The organism is Frankia sp. CcI49 (genome assembly GCF_001983215.1).
In the GTDB taxonomy this organism is placed as follows: domain Bacteria; phylum Actinomycetota; class Actinomycetes; order Frankiales; family Frankiaceae; genus Parafrankia; species Parafrankia irregularis.
In genome coordinates, this window is record NZ_MOWP01000031.1 from 242,683 (window position 1) to 258,778 (window position 16,096).

At 71.5% G+C, this 16,096-nt stretch carries 13 protein-coding genes; 8 read left to right on the forward strand and 5 right to left on the reverse strand.

The window, feature by feature from the left end:
• Positions 1-27: 27 nt before the first annotated feature.
• Positions 28-1,578, forward strand: a complete 1,551-nt coding sequence (locus CcI49_RS28235) for a CoA transferase (RefSeq protein WP_241840274.1) — start codon at positions 28-30, stop codon at positions 1,576-1,578.
• A gap of 285 nt (positions 1,579-1,863) precedes the next feature.
• Here the strand turns inward: CcI49_RS28235 and CcI49_RS42240 are convergent, their stop codons facing one another.
• On the reverse strand, positions 1,864-3,270 hold the full coding sequence (locus tag CcI49_RS42240; RefSeq protein WP_158230822.1) for a hypothetical protein: 1,407 nt from the start codon (positions 3,268-3,270) through the stop codon (positions 1,864-1,866).
• Positions 3,271-3,868: 598 nt separating this feature from the next.
• Here CcI49_RS42240 and bfr point away from each other — a divergent pair.
• From bfr to CcI49_RS28270, 6 genes are all read left to right on the forward strand, one after another.
• Positions 3,869-4,351 carry a bacterioferritin gene (bfr, locus tag CcI49_RS28245; protein ID WP_054567178.1) on the forward strand — a complete coding sequence of 161 codons (483 nt, stop codon included), beginning with the start codon at positions 3,869-3,871 and terminating at the stop codon, positions 4,349-4,351.
• A gap of 332 nt (positions 4,352-4,683) precedes the next feature.
• Entirely contained in the window at positions 4,684-5,298 is a 615-nt protein-coding gene (locus tag CcI49_RS28250; RefSeq protein WP_076831055.1) for an alpha/beta hydrolase, read from the forward strand.
• Between the two features lie 133 nt (positions 5,299-5,431).
• A complete protein-coding gene (locus CcI49_RS28255) occupies positions 5,432-5,872 on the forward strand; it encodes a metalloregulator ArsR/SmtB family transcription factor (RefSeq protein WP_076831058.1) in 441 nt (146 codons plus the stop codon).
• A complete protein-coding gene (locus CcI49_RS28260) occupies positions 5,869-7,170 on the forward strand; it encodes a cation diffusion facilitator family transporter (RefSeq protein WP_076831061.1) in 1,302 nt (433 codons plus the stop codon). The genes CcI49_RS28255 and CcI49_RS28260 overlap by 4 nt, the downstream gene beginning before the upstream one ends.
• Positions 7,171-7,272: 102 nt before the next feature.
• Positions 7,273-8,733 (forward strand): AAA family ATPase, encoded by a 1,461-nt coding sequence (locus tag CcI49_RS28265; protein ID WP_076831065.1) that lies wholly within the window; start codon positions 7,273-7,275, stop codon positions 8,731-8,733.
• Positions 8,734-8,847: 114 nt separating this feature from the next.
• A complete protein-coding gene (locus tag CcI49_RS28270) occupies positions 8,848-9,279 on the forward strand; it encodes a CBS domain-containing protein (protein ID WP_006538131.1) in 432 nt (143 codons plus the stop codon).
• 24 nt (positions 9,280-9,303) lie between these two features.
• Here the strand turns inward: CcI49_RS28270 and CcI49_RS28275 are convergent, their stop codons facing one another.
• The 4 genes from CcI49_RS28275 to CcI49_RS28290 all read right to left on the reverse strand — a co-directional run bounded on the left by CcI49_RS28275 (position 9,304) and on the right by CcI49_RS28290 (position 13,020).
• A complete protein-coding gene (locus tag CcI49_RS28275; protein WP_035948607.1) occupies positions 9,304-9,561 on the reverse strand; it encodes a hypothetical protein in 258 nt (85 codons plus the stop codon).
• Positions 9,562-9,673: 112 nt separating this feature from the next.
• On the reverse strand, positions 9,674-10,309 hold the full coding sequence (locus CcI49_RS28280; protein ID WP_006538133.1) for a response regulator transcription factor: 636 nt from the start codon (positions 10,307-10,309) through the stop codon (positions 9,674-9,676).
• Between the two features lie 196 nt (positions 10,310-10,505).
• Entirely contained in the window at positions 10,506-11,762 is a 1,257-nt protein-coding gene (locus tag CcI49_RS28285; RefSeq protein WP_235497959.1) for a DUF2889 domain-containing protein, read from the reverse strand.
• A gap of 553 nt (positions 11,763-12,315) precedes the next feature.
• Entirely contained in the window at positions 12,316-13,020 is a 705-nt protein-coding gene (locus tag CcI49_RS28290) for a hypothetical protein (RefSeq protein ID WP_241840275.1), read from the reverse strand.
• Positions 13,021-13,834: 814 nt separating this feature from the next.
• Between CcI49_RS28290 and CcI49_RS28295 the strand changes: the two genes are divergently transcribed.
• Positions 13,835-16,024, forward strand: coding sequence for a tetratricopeptide repeat protein (locus CcI49_RS28295; protein ID WP_131831213.1), 2,190 nt, complete (start codon positions 13,835-13,837; stop codon positions 16,022-16,024).
• The last annotated feature ends 72 nt before the right edge of the window (positions 16,025-16,096 follow it).

A 16,096-nucleotide genomic window follows, 5' to 3' on the forward strand; every position in this document is an offset into this window, starting at 1 on the left:
GGTCGCCATTCGCGGACGGGGCCTGCGGTGGTGGCGGCAGCCCCGTGGGCGCTGGTCGAGCTCGGCGACGCCCTGCGCGCCGCGGGCCTTCCCGTGCCGGCGGAGGCCACGACCGGTGGGGGTGGCCCCGGGAGTCGGCCGATGCCGATGCCGATGCCGATGCCGGTGGCGCCGACGCCGACGCACAGTGCCCTGGACTGGGCGGAGTCCGGGCTGATGGCTCTCACCGGCCAACCGGGGCGGCCACCGGTCGTCCCGGCAGCCCCGGTGCTCGACCGTGCCCGCGCCGCCGCCGAGCTGCTGACAGCAGTGTCGACCTGGCTGGGCTCGCCGGTGTTCGCCGATGTCGCGGAGATCCTCGGCGGCCGGGCCGCCCTCCTCGGCCTGCGCCGTGGCGGCACTGTCTCCGCGAACGGCAGCTGTCGGTTGATGCGGGCCGCCGACGGCTGGGTCGCGGTCAACCTCGCTCGCCCGGACGACGTCGACGCAGTCCCCGCACTGCTCGGTGCCGAGATCACGGATGACGTCTGGGACGCGCTGGCCGCGGCATTGCCGCGGTGGCGCAGCCGTGACCTGGTGGAGCGCGCCTGGTTGCTGGGCCTGCCGGTGGCACCGTTGCCTTCCGCCGCCGCCGCCGCTGGTGCTGGTGCTGGCGGCGCTGGTGATGGCGGCGCTGGCGGTGCTGACGCTGGCGGCCTCGATCCAGGGTCCGGTTTCGCGGTGGTCCGAGTGTCCGGTGGAGCGACCGGGCGCCGTCCGTCGTCGGACGGCCCACCTGGGTCGCCTGGGCCGACGTCGGCTCCCGCCCCGCTCGTGGTCGACCTGTCGTCGCTGTGGGCCGGTCCGCTGGCCGCGCGACTGCTGGGGCAGCTGGGCCTGCGAGTGATCAAAGTCGAGAGCGTGCACCGCCCGGACGGGGCGCGCCGCGGTGATCCGGACTTCTACCGGTGGCTGCACATGGGCCAGGACGAAACCCGTTTCGACTTCCACGAGCCGGCCGGGCGCGCGGCCCTGCAAGACCTGGTCGAGCAGGCGGATGTCGTCATCGAGGGGTCCCGGCCACGTGCGCTGGCCCAGCTCGGGCTGGACGCGCAGGCCTGGGTCGCGGCCCGGCCTGGGCGGGTCTGGCTGAGCATCACCGGGTACGGGCGGCGTGTCGCCGCGCAGGCCGACGGCGCGGGGCCGGTCGCCTTCGGCGATGACGCGGCGGTGGGTGGGGGCCTGGTGGCCTGGGACCAGACGGCGCCGGGTGGCCCGGTGCCGGTCTTCTGCGGCGACGCGATCGCGGATCCGCTGGCCGGTCTCTTCGGTGCGTTGGCGGTCGTGCTCTGCCGGGCCGCTGGCCGGGGAGCGCTGGTGGACGTGGCGATGCGTGACGTCGCGGCGTTCGTCGCCGGCCCGCGCAGCGGTGTGCGCGGTGGGGGCGTTGGGGGCGGCGGAAGCCGAGCGAGGGGAGCCCATGAGCAGGGCGAACCGCCGTGGGAGGTAACCGGCTCGGATGAGCTCGGCTGGACGGTGCACCAGGCCGGCCGGCAGGCTCCGGTGCGYCCCCCGCGGCCTCCGCAGCTGCGCGGCTGAAACCGCCGCTGGCGGATGAACCCGGGCTGCCAGGTTCCGGCCCCGAGCCCCGCGATTCCGCTGCCTGCTTCTGAGCAAGGAATGTGTGCAGCAACCGGAATCCGCACTTCTTGCGGATTGTCGAATTACTCTGTGTCCTGTTTATTGCTGTTGGTCGGGATTTCGCTGGGCGCTCCCAGGTGACCACGATCCTCAGATCTTGGTCGGCAGCAGCGGCAGCCAGACGAACCGGGCCTGGCTCGGGCGGCGCTCCCCGACGCGCTGTTTCAGGCGGAGCGATCATGTTCATACGGGTCGGTCGTGGTCTCCCTGTGCGCCGACGATCTCGGTGGGCGGGTCGACATCCTTCCCGGGGTCGGTGTTGACCTGGCCTCGCCCAGCCCCAGCCCCAGCCCCTGTCCCGGAGCCGGAGCCGGAGCCGGCGTCGGCGTCAGCGTCGTGTCGGCCGGTCTCGGACGCGGCGGCCGTGGCACGGTGACCGTCGGTGCCGGGCTGCGGGGCCGGCATCTGCAGCACGACCTCGTCGCCGGCCACTGTGACGGCGTCGGCCGTGAGGTCGTCCGGTGAGGGCCGCACTGGCCGGGGCCCGGTCTGGCCTCGCCGCAGCGCCGCGTCGTAGGCGGCGAACCGGTAGGGAAGCCGCTCGAAGTGGGACGGTCGGTCGCTGGCGTGCGGTCCGGTGGACTGCGGGGAGCGGCGCAGTGTGATCAGCCGGGGTCTGCGCATCCGCACGGCCACGGTGCGTGCAGGCGTGCCGGCGATCCAGATCGCCACACCGACCGCCGCCAGCCACAGGCTCCACACCATCCGCGCGAACAACGGCAACGGTGCCAGGGGCACCAGCCCCGCCGTGGCCGCCGCACCGCCGACGAGCAGCGCGGCGCAGACGAATCCCCCGCCCACGAGAGCCGGACGCGACCACAGCATGCCGCGCACGCGAAGCGAGTCGACCCAGGCCCGGATGATCGCGATGAGAGGGCCGAAGGGGCCGCTGTGGCGGGTCACGCCACGCCCGATCGGGCGCAGCGGGCCGAATGGCCACCACCCGTCGAAGATCGGGTCGATGAAATGGGTGGCTACGAGTGTCGTCCAGGCCGCGAGCAGGAGGGCCCCGAGTGTCTCCCCGGACACGACGCCGGCCGTGACGCGCAGCAGGTCGAAGGTGATCACCTCGGGGGGGATCCGCCCGGGTACCTCGGTCGGGCGAGCGAGCAGGGGGACCCCGACCAGCCAGATTGACCACTCGAAGATCATCATCGTGCTTGTCGCCAGGCTGACCCACAGGAGCAGTCGGCGGGTGCGCCGCCTGCCGTCCAGGTGGGGGGTGGAGTGGGCGGGGCTCGACGGGCCGGTGTCGAGGGGCCCGGTGCCGAGGGGCCCGGTGCCGAGGGGCCCGGTGTGCCGGCCGCCGTCGGCGGTGCCGGTGACGGGTTGTGTGGGCAGCGGATCCCTCGGCGAGGGCCGGATGAGTCTCGCTGTCAGGGGGACAAGAAGGAACGCGGCGGTCGCGGCGAGTGCGGCGAAGGGGATGAGCGTGCTCAGGTGCGCGCCCAGGTCCGCGAGGGTCGCCTCGGCCGGCTCGTTGAGCAGATACGGGTAGCCGAAGGCGCGTACCAGCCCCAGCAGGCCCAGGGCGTTGGCGAGCGCGCAGCAGACGAACAGGGCACCACCCATGTTCGTACCGCGCTGCATCGGGACCACTCCACCTGTCGACGGGGTTCCGGGGAACCTGCTACCCGCAGAGCGTCGCATGTCTGTAACTCTTCGCGCTCCCGCAGGGTCCGGTGGCCTGCCTTGAGGTGCGGTTGGCGTTCGCGGCCGGGCGCACCGCTCGTCGCGCGTTCCGGATGGGTGCCGCAATTGGCGCCCCGTGAAACCGGCCCGACTGGACCGTGTCGCGACAGGGCGCTTGCGTACGCTTACGTCCTCGTTATGGGAGTGGCCGGCAACAGATCGGCCCGGTCGGGCCGGTGGCCTGTTATCGCTGCGAGGGCGTGGTGAATCCCGTTCGGTTCAGGTGCGCCAGGACCGGTCAGCGAAGCCTTCCCTAACTGAGGAAAGGCTAGCCTAAACGGGTGTCGATGTGACCTTCGCGGCTCTCCTGCCGTTATGTGTTCCGCCCATCYGTGTGGTTTCCTGTTTCCTGGGCTATTTCGCGGTGGGCGGTGACGGCGGCCAACTGGCTTGCCGTGCCGGGCACGCCGAGGTAGTCCGTTCAGGGCGGTCGCGGGCGCGGCCGTCCGGGAGGGCGTCGTCCGTGGTCGGCTGACGCGAGAGGCGAGTGAGGGAGATGGCGAAGGTGCGTGGCGACAAGGACATCATCGACCTGTTGAACCGGGTACTGACGAACGAACTGACAGCCATCAACCAGTACTTCCTGCATTCCCGGATGCAGCGGAACTGGGGTTATCGGCGCATGGCTGAGTACTACTACCACGAGTCGATCGACGAGATGCGACACGCAGACGCTCTGATTGAGCGCGTGCTCTATCTGGACGGTCTACCCAATCTGCAGCGGCTGCACTCCCTGCGGATTGGTGAGACGGTGCCCGAGCAGCTCGAGACCGACCGCTCGCAGGAGGACGAGGCCGTGGAACTGCTCCGCGGCGGAATCGCGTTGTGCCGTTCGAAGAACGACGTGGGATCGGCCGTTCTGCTGGAGAAGATCCTGGTCTCCGAAGAAGAGCACATCGACTGGCTGGACGCCCAGCTCACGCTCATCGAGCAGCTCGGCGCGACGAACTACCTGACTCAGCAGATCCACGAGAGCTGAGCGGCGCGGGGCGCCCGGTCAGGCCGGGAAGCTGCTCCTGCGCCCGGCCGGCGCTCCTGGGGCGGAGCGCGTGGCCGGGCGCGGTTCTGCGCGGCCACGGTGCGGTCGGCGCTGCCCGGGATTTCGGGCAGCGCCGACCGGTGGTGTGGAGGCGATCCGGGGTGTCGTCCGCCGGACACGGACTACCTCGTGTGCGTGCTGCCGTGGCGTCCGGCCGAGGGGGATAGTGTGCCTGGCCGGAAAGATCCGCGCTCACACGTTGTTGTGAGCGTCATGCCCCGCCGTGGGCCGCGACGGCGCAACGGAGCGCCAGAGAAGGAGAACACGGCTTCATGACGCCCCTGACCGCAACAATCAGCCCCCGGCTGGCCGAACACGACATGGACCCGGCCAGTCGCCTCGCCGGAGAGACCGTCCGGGCCACCGTCGCCATGCTCATGGGCCGGGGGGAGAGCCCGAAGCCCTACGAGTGGCTCGCCGCACGGCTCGCGCTCGACGGCTACAGCGCCGCGATCGTGCCGGGCGGCGTCAACGTCGCTCGTGCCGTCGGTGAGGTCCGCCGGCCAGGGCTGCCCTTCGTCCTGCTCGGCTCCGACTCGGGGGCACTGGCCGCGCTGGCGATGGCAGGCTCACCGGCCGTGCGCCCCGACGGGCTCGCCCTGCTCGGGCTGCCGCTGCTGCATGTGCCCGTCGCGGGTATCCCGGTCGCGGATCCGCCGCCGCGGGTGCTGCCCGACATCCCCATACTCCTCGTGCATGGCCGAGATGATCAGATCAGTCCGCTTTCGCTGGTGCGGATGACGACCCGCACGGCCACCCGTGCGGAGCTCACCGTGGTCCCGGGCGGGCACTCGGTGCTGGCCGGGCCGGGTCGGCGCTGCGTGCCGGCCCGCGTTCTCCTGTTCATCGAGGAGCTCATCGACCGCATCGACGACATCGACGGCTGAGCGCGGACCCGGGCGGTGCTCCCGGGTGGTGGTACTGGGCGGATGGGCCTGCCGGCGCGTGCCGGGTGGCCCGTCCGCATCAGGAGATAGTTCAGGGTCGCCTGATGTCAGCGTCCGCTGTACTGTTCAGTACATGGTGAAGCTTGTGGCGCATGGAGAGGTGCTGGCGAGGTTCGGGCACGCGCTGTCCGACCCGACCAGGGCACGGCTCCTTCTGGTGCTACGCAAGGGTCCCTCCTATCCCACGGAACTCGCCGAGATCCTTTCGGTGAGCAGGACGAACCTGTCGAACCATCTGGCGTGCCTTCGGGGCTGCGGCCTCGTGGTCGCGGTGTCCGAGGGCCGGCGGCTGAGGTACGAACTGGCGGACTCCGCTCTCGCGCACGCGTTGGACGACCTGCTCAGCGTGGTCCTCGCCGTGGATCCCGACCACGCCCATGACGACCATGCCCATGACGATCCGCTCGACGCACCCGCGCCGCATCACGTGGAGCTGTCGACGGCGGAGTTCTCCCCGGCCGCCGTGGCCGTGGCCGGGGCCGAGCCCGGCCGTGACGATCGGCCGGACCGGTGAGCTCCTCCGACTCCGAGGCCCGTCGGCGGCGTGACGTTCACGACCATGTTCCGAGGCAGCCCCGGGTCATTGGTGCTGCGGCACCGACGGGTCTGACGGCACCGACGGGTCTGACGGCACCGACGGGCGGCGATGGCACGGCGCACGGCGGAGACGGCCATGGCCACGGAGGGCACACGCACGGCCTCCGCGGGCACGCCCACGATGCCGGCGGGCACCACGCCGGCGGGCACCACGCCGGCGGGCACCACGCCGGCGGGCACCACGCCGGCGGGCACCACGCCGGCGGGCACCACGCCGGCGGGCACCACGCCGATGAGCACGGTGCCCACGGGCATGGTGCCGACGGGCGTTCGGCACGCAGCTACACCGCCCAGGCCCGCAGGCTGGCGATCGCGACCGCGGCGAACGTCGCGATCGTCATCGGCCAGGGTGCTGCCGGCCTGATCATCGGTTCGGTCGCACTGTTCGCGGACGCGGCGCACAACCTCGCCGATGCCGCGGGCGTCGCGTTCGCCCTGGTCGCACTGAGACTGGCTCGCCAGGAACCGTCCGCCACCCGCACCTTCGGCGGGTTGCGCTGGCCCGTGCTCGCTGCCCAGGCCAACGCCGCCAGCGTGCTGGTGGCCACCACGCTCGTCTGTGTCGAGGCGGTCAGCCGGCTCGCCCATCCCGGGCGCATCGACGGATTCGTGGTGCTGGTGGTCGCGCTGGTAGCGGCCGCCGGCAACGGCCTCAGCGCACTGCTCGTCCACGAGCGGCACGGCGACCTCAACACCCGTGCGGCCGTCATCCACCTGGCTTCCGACTGCCTGGTCTCGGTTGCGGTGGCCGGGGCAGGTCTCGTCATCTGGCTGACGGACGGCTGGTATTGGCTCGACCCGGTGCTCTCGCTCGTGGTCGCGGCGCTGATCGGCGTCCAGGGCCTGCGCCTGCTGGCGCAGACGTCCCGGGTGCTGCTCGAGGCGACTCCTGCCGGCCTGGACCTGGCCGCCGTCCACGGGGACGTGCTCGCGGTGGACGGTGTCACCGGGGTGCATGACATGCACGTCTGGAGTCTGTCGGACCGGGTCTTCGCGGCCAGCGCCCACATCGAGGTGGCCGGGCATCCGACGCTGGAGGAAGCCCGTACGGTCGCCGGCCGCGTCAAGGTGATGCTGGCCGACAAGTACGGCGTCGAGCACGCCACGGTGGAGACCGAGTGCGAGCCGTGTGCGCCGACCGGCAGCGACCCCTGTGGTGTCCGCACGGTGATGACCCGGCACGCGACCAGGATGGTTCCGGCGCACCGCCACTGACATGCCGGTCGCCGGCGGATGTCCGGGCGACCGCTCCACCCGGCTTCCGGACGGGCACACCCCAGGTACGGGGCTTGTCCGTTCGAGCCGAGGGAGAACCAGGTGAACAGCTCGACGACGTCCAGGACGTCCGGCCAGCAGGCCGACGTCGCGCCGCCGCCCGGGGCGACCCGGCGCGGCGGCGGGGGACACCAGACCACCATGTCCACGGTCGAGACCGCGCACTCGACCCTGTTCTTCGTCTCCGACCGTGTCTTCAAGATGCCCAAACGCGCGGCTGTCGGCAAGGCGGATCTGCGCCGCCGGGAGGCGCGTGAGGAGGCCTGCCGCGCGGAGATCGTCCGGAACCGCCCGTTCGCGCCCGGGGTCTATCTGGGGGTCGCCGACGTCCGGGACAGCGCGGGCGCGCCGGTCGAGCACATGGTGGTCATGCGCCGGCTGCCCAGCGAACGCCGGCTCTCGGAGCTGCTCGCACGCGGCGAGCCGGTCGACGAGCCGCTGCGGGAGGTCGCGCGGGCCCTCGTCACCTTCCACGAGCAGTGCGAGACGTCCGCCGAGATCGCCGAGCACGGGCGGCTGCGGGATCTGGAAGCCGCCTGGCTGGCGGCGATCGAGGGGCTCACCCCCTTCCAGGCGACCATGCTGGACGCGGCGGAGATCGCCGAGATCGACGAGCTGGGCCAGCGCTACCTGCGTGGGCGCCGGCCGTTGATCGACGGGCGGGCCGCCCGCGGACGGATCCGTGACGGGCACGGCAACCTGCTCGCCGAGCACGTCTTCTGCCTGGATGACGGGCCGCGGATCCTGGACCGGCTCTCGGCCGACGACGGCCGGCGCATCGCCGACGTCCTGGCGGACGCGTCCATGCTGGCCGTGGATCTCGAGCTGCGCGGCGCGCCGCAGCTGACCGGCCCGTTCTTCCGGTGGTTCGTGGAGTTCGCGGGGGAGACCCACCCGCCCTCGCTCACCCACTTCTACATGGCGCACCGGGCGATCCTGCTTGCCGGGGAGTCCGCGGTACGCGCCCACCTGGGGGATGAGACCGCGGCGGGCGAGGCCCGGCGCCTGGTCCGGATCGCCTTGGAGCATCTGCGCCGGGCCCGGGTGCGGCTCGTCCTGGTCGGCGGAGCGCCCGGAAGTGTCAGAGCCGCCTTCGCGGAGCGTCTCATCCAGGACGAGGACGGCTGGGTGCTCCTCGCCTCGGACGCCATCCGCGGTGAGCTCGCGGTGGAACGCGAGCTTGTGCCACCCGGCGCCGGGGCGCGCCGCGAGGGCCCGGCGGACGCGGACGCGGAGGCGGCGTCGGACTCGGGCCCGGCACGTGAGTTCGGCTCGGATGACGAGGTCCATGCCGAGCTGCTGCGCCGGGCACGTGAGGCGCTGGAGCGCGGCGACAGTGTGATCGTGCAGGCACGCTGGTCGGAGGCCGAGGCGCGGAAGGAGGCGGCCGCCGTCGCCGCGCGGACCTGGTCGGACCTCATCGAGCTCGACAGCTTCGACGCCCGCCTCTCACTCGACAAGGCAGTGCGCGATGGGCGGCTCGCCCTCGGCATCGCATCCTGATCGTGTGCATGTGATTACTTTGGGTATGTCATGGTCGGAAGTCGCGCGGGACGAACGCGCCATGACTCGGCGCAGCGCGAAGGACCGGGCAGCACCGACGGAGGGGGAACTCCCATGACAACGGCTCGAGACATCATGCACGGCGAGGCACGGTGCATCGGGGCGGACGAGCCGCTGACCAACGCCGCCCGCATGATGCGTGACCTCGGTGTCGGGGCGCTGCCGATCTGCGGCGCCGACGACCGGCTGGGCGGGATCATCACCGACCGGGACATCGTCATCCACTGTCTGGCGGAGGGGAAGGACCCGGCGAAGGTCTGCGCCGGCGACCTGGGCCAGGGCAAGCCCTTCTACGTGGGCGCCGACGCCGATCTGGATACCGTGCTCGACCAGATGATCTCGCATCGCGTGATGCGAATGCCGGTCATCGACAACAAGCGGCTCGTCGGCATGATCAGCGAGGCGGACCTCGCCAGGAACCTCCCCGGCGAGAAGATCGGCGCGCTGGTCGAGGCGATCAAGAGCGGGCCGGCTGATCAGCGCTGATCGATACCGCGCCGTGGGCGGGTGTCAGGTCGGATGCGCGCCCACGGCGCTGCGGATCTCGCGTCCGATGCCGCCGCTCTGGCGGGCGCAGTGCGCGCAGCAGAAGAAGCGCCCGGACACCTCCACGCCGTGGCCGATGACCCGGCAGTCGCAGTGCTCACATCGAGGCGCCAGCTTCTGCACGGCGCATTCGAAGCAGTCGAAGTGGTAGGTCTCCCCGGAGACCACACGCACCTCGAAGGCCATCCAGTACTCGTTTCCGCAGGTGTCGCAGGTCCGCAGGGCGGACTCACCGTTCAGCACACCTCCAGACGCTACGTGCAGCACCAGGCTGATCGCATTACGTGGCCGAAGCCGAGGGTCTCCGGAGGTCTGAGATCAGGCCTTTCCGGGCTCAGGCCTTGAGGCGTGCGGCGAACACGGCGGCCTGGGTTCTGCTGGTAAGCCCGAGCTTGCCCAGAATCGCGGACACGTAGTTCTTCACCGTCTTCTCCGACAGATGGACGCACGCGGCGATCTGGCGGTTCGTCATGCCCTCGGCGATCAGCCGGAGAATCTGCCGTTCCCGTGCGCCGAGCGCGGAGAGCTGCTCGTCCTCGACGGGCTCGTCCCGCAGGCGGGCCAGGACCTTCTGGGTGACGGCCGGGTCGAGCAGCGACCGGCCGGCCGCGATCGTTCGGATCGCCCCCACGAGGTCGTTGCCTCTGATCTGTTTCAACAGGTACCCGGACGCGCCCGCCATGATCGCCGCGAACAGTGCGTCGTCGTCGTCATAGGAGGTGAGGATGAGGCAGCCGACGGTCGGCTGTGTGGAACGGATCTCGCGGCACACCTCGATGCCGTTGCCGTCGGGCAGTCGGGCGTCGAGTACTGCGACATCGGGCCGGGCGGCCGGTATGCGCCGCAGGGCGGAGGCCGCGGTGGAGGCCTCACCGACGACCTCGATGTCCCCGGAGTCCTCCAACATCTCGCGGATGCCCCGGCGGACGATTTCGTGATCGTCCAGGAGGAAGACGCGAACTCCAGTCATGATCAAGAAACTACTCGCCCGAAGGCGCCTGTCGGGCGCCCGGCGAGCAGGTCAGCCGGTATGGACCCCCGTGGGCAGGACTTTTGTCCGGGTGTCCTGATATCGAAAGACACAGTGACATGGTGTGCGTTTCGCAGCGCCCCTCCGGCCTGTCCACGAATATCCGCTCCCGGGCTGGCAGCCATGACATGTCAGCTCAGTCGGTACTGGGTTCTCCGAGAAACCCGATCAGTACGGGCAGGTCGCCGAGCGCGCGCAGAGTGTCATTGAGATGCGTGCAGGTCGAGGTTCCGACGAAGGTCCGGCCGATCGTGCGGCGCAGGTCGGTGGCGGGCATCCCCACGATGCGCCCGGCACTGCCGAGAGCTTCGGGGCACTCGGCTCCCGGAAGCACCCCCGCCCGGGCCTCCGAACGAGTGAACAGWCCCGCCTCGTCCACATCGGCGTCGACACCGTACTCGTGCACGACGAACTCACGTCCGGGTGCCTCCAGGTAGGAGTCACGCAGCAGCGCGTCGACCCTGACCGCGACCCCGGGCGTGCCCTGGGCCGGGATGACGTCGATGCGGCGCAGCCGCCGCATGGCGTGCGTCGACATCGGCGGCAACGGATGCCACCCGAGGGGATCCTCCGCCACGGCGAGATCGCCGGCCGGGACACTGATCGGGCGGGCCGGAGACGTTCGATCGCCGGTGGCCTGGTCCCCGCTGCCGCCGGCGTCCCGATCGGCTCGCCGCTCGGCGGACAGACGCGCGAGCAGCCCCTCACGCTGCCACCCGGCGCAGACATCGATCATCGGATTGCCACCCGACTCCGCCCCTGCGTTCGGTCGGGACTCCGAGCGGTGGATGCCGTTGCGCCCCAGCGCCGCCCCCGACACGAGCACCGTGACCGGGACGTCGTCCAGGAGCTGGCCGAGCAGCAGACGGGCCATGGCCATGCGGGCCGTGCCCTGCGCGCTGTCCTCCGGATGGGCCGTGCTGTCAGGCCGGGCCGCGAGCACCTGGCGGGCGGCGGCGCGGAAGCCGGCGCGCGACGAGGTACCGACCAGGCTCGCCAGGCCGGGCACCGCCGGCTCGGATTCGATCTCCAGGATCGTCCCGGGCGCCGCCATGTAGTCGATCACGAGGCGCAGCCGAGCCTCGCCGAGCACGGTGGCGCCGCCGGCCGAGGTGGTCATCAGATCGCGGCCGGTGCTGGTCAGATGCAGCAGGCCGGTGAGGCCCTGCGGGCGCTCCATCATGACCGAGATCGTCCGCCGGACGGAGCCGGGCTGGCGCGCCGGCGTGCCGTGAACCGAGCCGGTGGTGCCGGGCCACAGCCCTGTGTCGTCCGGTGCTGCGTCGTCCGGTGCGGCGGTGACCGGGCGACGGCCGGTGGCGGCGTGCCGGACCCCGACGCCACCGGGCCTGGTGCCGTCCTCGACGGAGCGGGGCCGGCCGGTGGACGGCACGCGAGGAACGGGTCGGCCGGGCGCCGGCCTGAGAGGAGATGCCTGGGCGGCCGAAGGTGCCGTCTGACCGTGCGCCATGCGCATACTCCGATCACTGCTTCCTGCCGCCCGCATCCGACCGGCGCGGCTTCCCGCGGCCCGCGTTCCATGAACCCGTATTCGACGGACGCGACTTCGAGTCCATGGTGGGCGCGGCTATCCGGACCCAAGGGTATGGCGCGCTACCGGCGAATCCGTCCCCTGGCCGTGATGGCGCTTTTCACAGTGACCGCTGTGGGTGTGACCTGCGCCGCGCGATCGTTGGGTCATCCGGCGGCGCAGTGTCACTGGGCCGTTTCCGTCTCACGGCCTGTAGTCAGGGATGGGTCGGGTCCGAGTCGACGACGGAAAATGCTCACTCGCGGTTCTTCCGCGGTGCGGAGTCGACTGTTTGGAATTCAACGGGAAACATGTGATTTCGGTGACGCGGGGGTCTGCGGGAGTCCGGCGGGCCGGGCGAGCCGTGCGGGCGAGGAGGCCAGGTGGGTCGGGTGCGCCAGGTGGTCAGGAGTGGTCAGGATGTCGGTGTGGTCCGGGGCTGGAAGGCGTCGGTCGGGACCGCCGCGGGCACCGGACTGCCGTATTCCGTGAAGGTGACCTCGAACCTGTCGTTCGCGTCGTTGAAGACCTGCCGCAGCGGTACGGGCTGGCCGACATTCGCGACGTACAACGAGGCGGTCCTCGTGGCGACCCGTACCGCGGGCCGGCCCTGTTCGGTCATCTGCTCGACGGTCGCGTCCTCACCTCCGTCGATGTCGGCCTTCAGGTCCAGGATCGCGTCGGCCGCGCTGCTGATCGACAGGTCGTCGTCGGCCGCACCGACCGGGCCGGTGTTGATCCACTGATCGGTCCTGGCACCCGGATACGGCCCGGCGGCGCTCGGGCCGCGGACGTACGCGACCCCGGCGACCCGCAGAATCTCGACCCGTTGCCCGTTTCCGTCGAGTACGCCGGTGACCGTGCCATCCGCGGTCATCCGTAACTCGGCTGACGAGGGTGAGCCGTCCTCGGTGCCGCGGCCGACATACCGCACGCTGCTGGTCGTTTTCAGCGCCTGGGCCGCGGTCGCGACGATCTCGCTGGCTGGCCTGGACTCGAGACCGTTGCTGGAGCCGGCCGCCAGGCGGTTCGCGGCCGCGGTGGCGGTGGGCTTTTCGGCGCCCTCGCCGCCTCCGCCGCAGGCCGCCAGCGCGAGTGAGAGTCCCACCGCGGCGGTCATGGTGGCTGCCCGAGACAATTGGGTGCGCGGATTACTCATCATCGACCTTTCTGGGCACCGGACCGGCGACGGCGTGGCAGCCCTACTCCGGTGTCGGTGGCCCGGTTGGAAATGGGTGGGTCCCGGTCCCTCGTGCGGAATGCCCACGGGGGACGTCGCGGACGATACGAGCATTTATGAGGACATGCATCAGAACGATTAGTCCACCGCTCGGCGAGTCCCGGCCCGGGTGGCATCGACGCCGGTTCGGTGGACTGACGGTGACTCGGATCTCCGCGCCGGGTGACCGTGGCCGCCAACTCGCACGTTCCGTGAGCTGGCCAAGGAGGGCCCGGGTTCCGGCCCGGGTATCGAGGCCCGGTCCCTCGCGGCCGGCTGTCCAGCGTGCCGCGGATGACCGCCGCGGCCCCATCGTGCCCACGTCCGGCGGCCCGCGAATCCCGCCGGCCCGGTACCCGTGTTCATGACGGGATTTCCGGGACGACCAGCCTTACCATTCGCAGGCCTGTGGGGGAGTCCGGACAGGAACACCGGCCCGGCTGCTGCCGGCTTTCATCCTGTGCCGGCTGTGTCGGGGAAGGAGGAGTGTCGTTCGAGGCGTTGGGTAATGGGACTCCGCACGCGGTGCCGTCCCCGCGGCCGGGTTCCGCTACCGGTGCCACGCGCCACGAAACGATCGGAAGTGGGGAGCGGCAACGCGCATGTTGTGGTGGATTGGTCCTTTTCCGTCGCGGGTCCGGGCCAAAGGCGTCCCCGGCGGCGCACCGTGAGACGGAAAAGCCTCATTGTCGGTGTTGAAAGACGGGCGAACATCTTGACGGCGCCAGAGACGATGCAGGGGGCCGGCGATTCCGGCCGGCTGCCGCCGGTGTGGAACGTGCGGCAACGCGATCCGCATTTCGTGGGGCGGGACGACGAGCTCGTCCGCATCCATCGGGCGCTGCGCGGGGCGGCTACGCCCGACGGCGCCGTGGGAGCACGCGGCGTCGGCATTGTCTGCGCCGCCGGGGCGGACGAGGCCGGCGGAGTCGGCCGCTCCGAGCTGGCCGTCGAGTACGCCCATCGCTACCACGGCTGCTACCGCCTGGTGTGGTGGGTGGACGCGCAGACCCCGGCGCGGGCCGAGTCGTGTCTGCTGGGCCTGGCCGCGATCCTCGTGCCGGCCGTGACGGGGCCGGGTACCACCGTGCTGCGGGGGCTCTGGGCCGAGCTGGCCCGGCGCGCGGACTGGCTGCTGATCTACGACGACGTCGACGCGCCGCTGGACCTGGGGATCGCCGCACCGCCCGACACGGGGCACGTCATCATGATCGGCCGTGCGCCCGAGGTCGGCCGGCTCATGCCGACCCTGGTGGAGCTCGGTGACCTCGAGCGGGCCGATTCGATCCGGCTGCTGCGGCGACATGACACCCGGGCCGGTGAAGCGGAGGCGGCCCTGCTCGCGGCCACTGTCGGGGATCTGCCGCTCGCGCTCGCGCAGGCCGGTCGCTTCCTGGCCGGGACAGGGCTGTCGATCGCGGCCTACCTGCGCCTGCTCGACGAGTGGCACGCGCCCGGGACGGCCGAGGCGGCTGAGGCGGCTGAGGCGGCTGGGGCGGCTGGGGCTGCGAGCGAGGCCTCCGGCGGCGGCGGTCTGCCCAGGATCGTGGCCACCAGCCGCGCCTGGCTGGAACGTGACAGTCCGGCCACGGCAGAGATCCTGGACGGACTGGCGTTCCTCGCGACCGCCCCGTTTCCTCTCGTGGTTGCCGACGGCGTCGACGTGATCGGCGGTGAGCTGCTCCGGCTCGGGCTGGTCTGGCGCGACGAGGCCGGGATCCGGGTGCACCCGCTGGTGCGGAAATGGCTCCAGGCAGGGCTCGGGGGCGAGGAACGGCGGCGCCGAGCGCTGCGCGGCGCGCTGCGGCTGCTCACCCTCGCCGGCCGCGATCTTCACGACGGCGCTGAGGCGGGTCACTGGTCCCACCTCACGCGGCTCGAGCCGCACGTACGTGCCGTCTCGGCCTGGATGGACACGGCCGGCCCGGCCGGGGCCGAGGCGGAAAGCGCGGAGTTCCGTCGGCTGACGTTGCTCGTCGTGGGTTTTCTGCGTCGCTCGGGGCGGTACGAGGACGGCCGCGGGCTGAGCGGGCCCGTGCGATGCCGCTGGGCCAGGGACCTCGGGCCGGATCACCCGGATGTGCTCACCGCCGCTGTGGTCGAGGCCTCGATCCTGCTGGACGGCCTTGGCGTGGACAGCCTTGGCGTGGATGGCGGCCGCGCCACCGAAACCGGCTTCGGTGGCGCGCCGGCGCCGTCGGCAGGACCGGTACCAGCAGCAGGGCCAACAGGACCGGCTGTGACGGCCGCGGCGGTGACGGCGCAGATGCTTCTGATGCAGGCGCACAGCCGCCGGCTGCGGACACTTGGCCCGGACCATCGCGAGGTGCTCGTCGTGGCGAGCAGCCTCGCCCGCGCACACGGCGAGATCGGTGACCGCGGCGAGGCGGTGCGGCTGTACCGGGACACGCTTGGCCGCCAGCGCGACCGGTTCGGCCCGGACGATCCCGACACGTTGCGGTCGGCGCACGGCCTCGGCGACATCCTGGCCCGGCTCGGGGAGTTCGCGGAGGCTGACGTCCTGCTTCGGGACACCCATGCTCGGCGGGCCCGCCGGTGTGGCACCGACCACCTGGACACCCAGACCACCGCACTCGTCCTGGGGGTGGCTCTGCGTGGTCTCGGTCTGCCATGCGAGGCCCGTGTTCTCCATGAGCGGGTATTGGCATGGGCTCGGGGACAGCTCGGCTACGAGCACCCTCAGACCCTGGACGCGGCTCTGCAGCTGGCGCTGGACCTGGTGGCCCTCGGCGAGGCGGGCCGCGGGCGGGATGTCTTCACCGAGGTGATCGGCTGGGAGGTGTTCGGCTGGTTCGACGAGCCACCGACGGGCCCGGGCACGTCGGTGCCGCGGTGGGCGGCACGCCATCGGACCGAGATCGCGAGACTTTGGTCGGGCGGATGATCGGCCATCCCGCCTTCTGCACCGGCGGTCTGTTTGGGCTACCGTTCGATTAGCAGTAAAGATATATCGAAT

Excerpts from the sequence above, each read along its gene's own strand:
- CcI49_RS28270 (WP_006538131.1), top strand. The coding sequence starts at position 8,848 with ATGACAACGGCTCGAGACATCATGCACGGCGAGGCACGGTGCATCGGG.
- CcI49_RS42240 (WP_158230822.1), bottom strand. The coding sequence starts at position 3,270 with ATGCAGCGCGGTACGAACATGGGTGGTGCCCTGTTCGTCTGCTGCGCG.
- CcI49_RS28280 (WP_006538133.1), bottom strand. The coding sequence starts at position 10,309 with ATGACTGGAGTTCGCGTCTTCCTCCTGGACGATCACGAAATCGTCCGC.
- CcI49_RS28250 (WP_076831055.1), top strand. The coding sequence starts at position 4,684 with ATGACGCCCCTGACCGCAACAATCAGCCCCCGGCTGGCCGAACACGAC.
- CcI49_RS28255 (WP_076831058.1), top strand. The coding sequence starts at position 5,432 with ATGGTGAAGCTTGTGGCGCATGGAGAGGTGCTGGCGAGGTTCGGGCAC.
- bfr (WP_054567178.1), top strand. The coding sequence starts at position 3,869 with ATGGCGAAGGTGCGTGGCGACAAGGACATCATCGACCTGTTGAACCGG.
- CcI49_RS28290 (WP_241840275.1), bottom strand. The coding sequence starts at position 13,020 with ATGACCGCCGCGGTGGGACTCTCACTCGCGCTGGCGGCCTGCGGCGGA.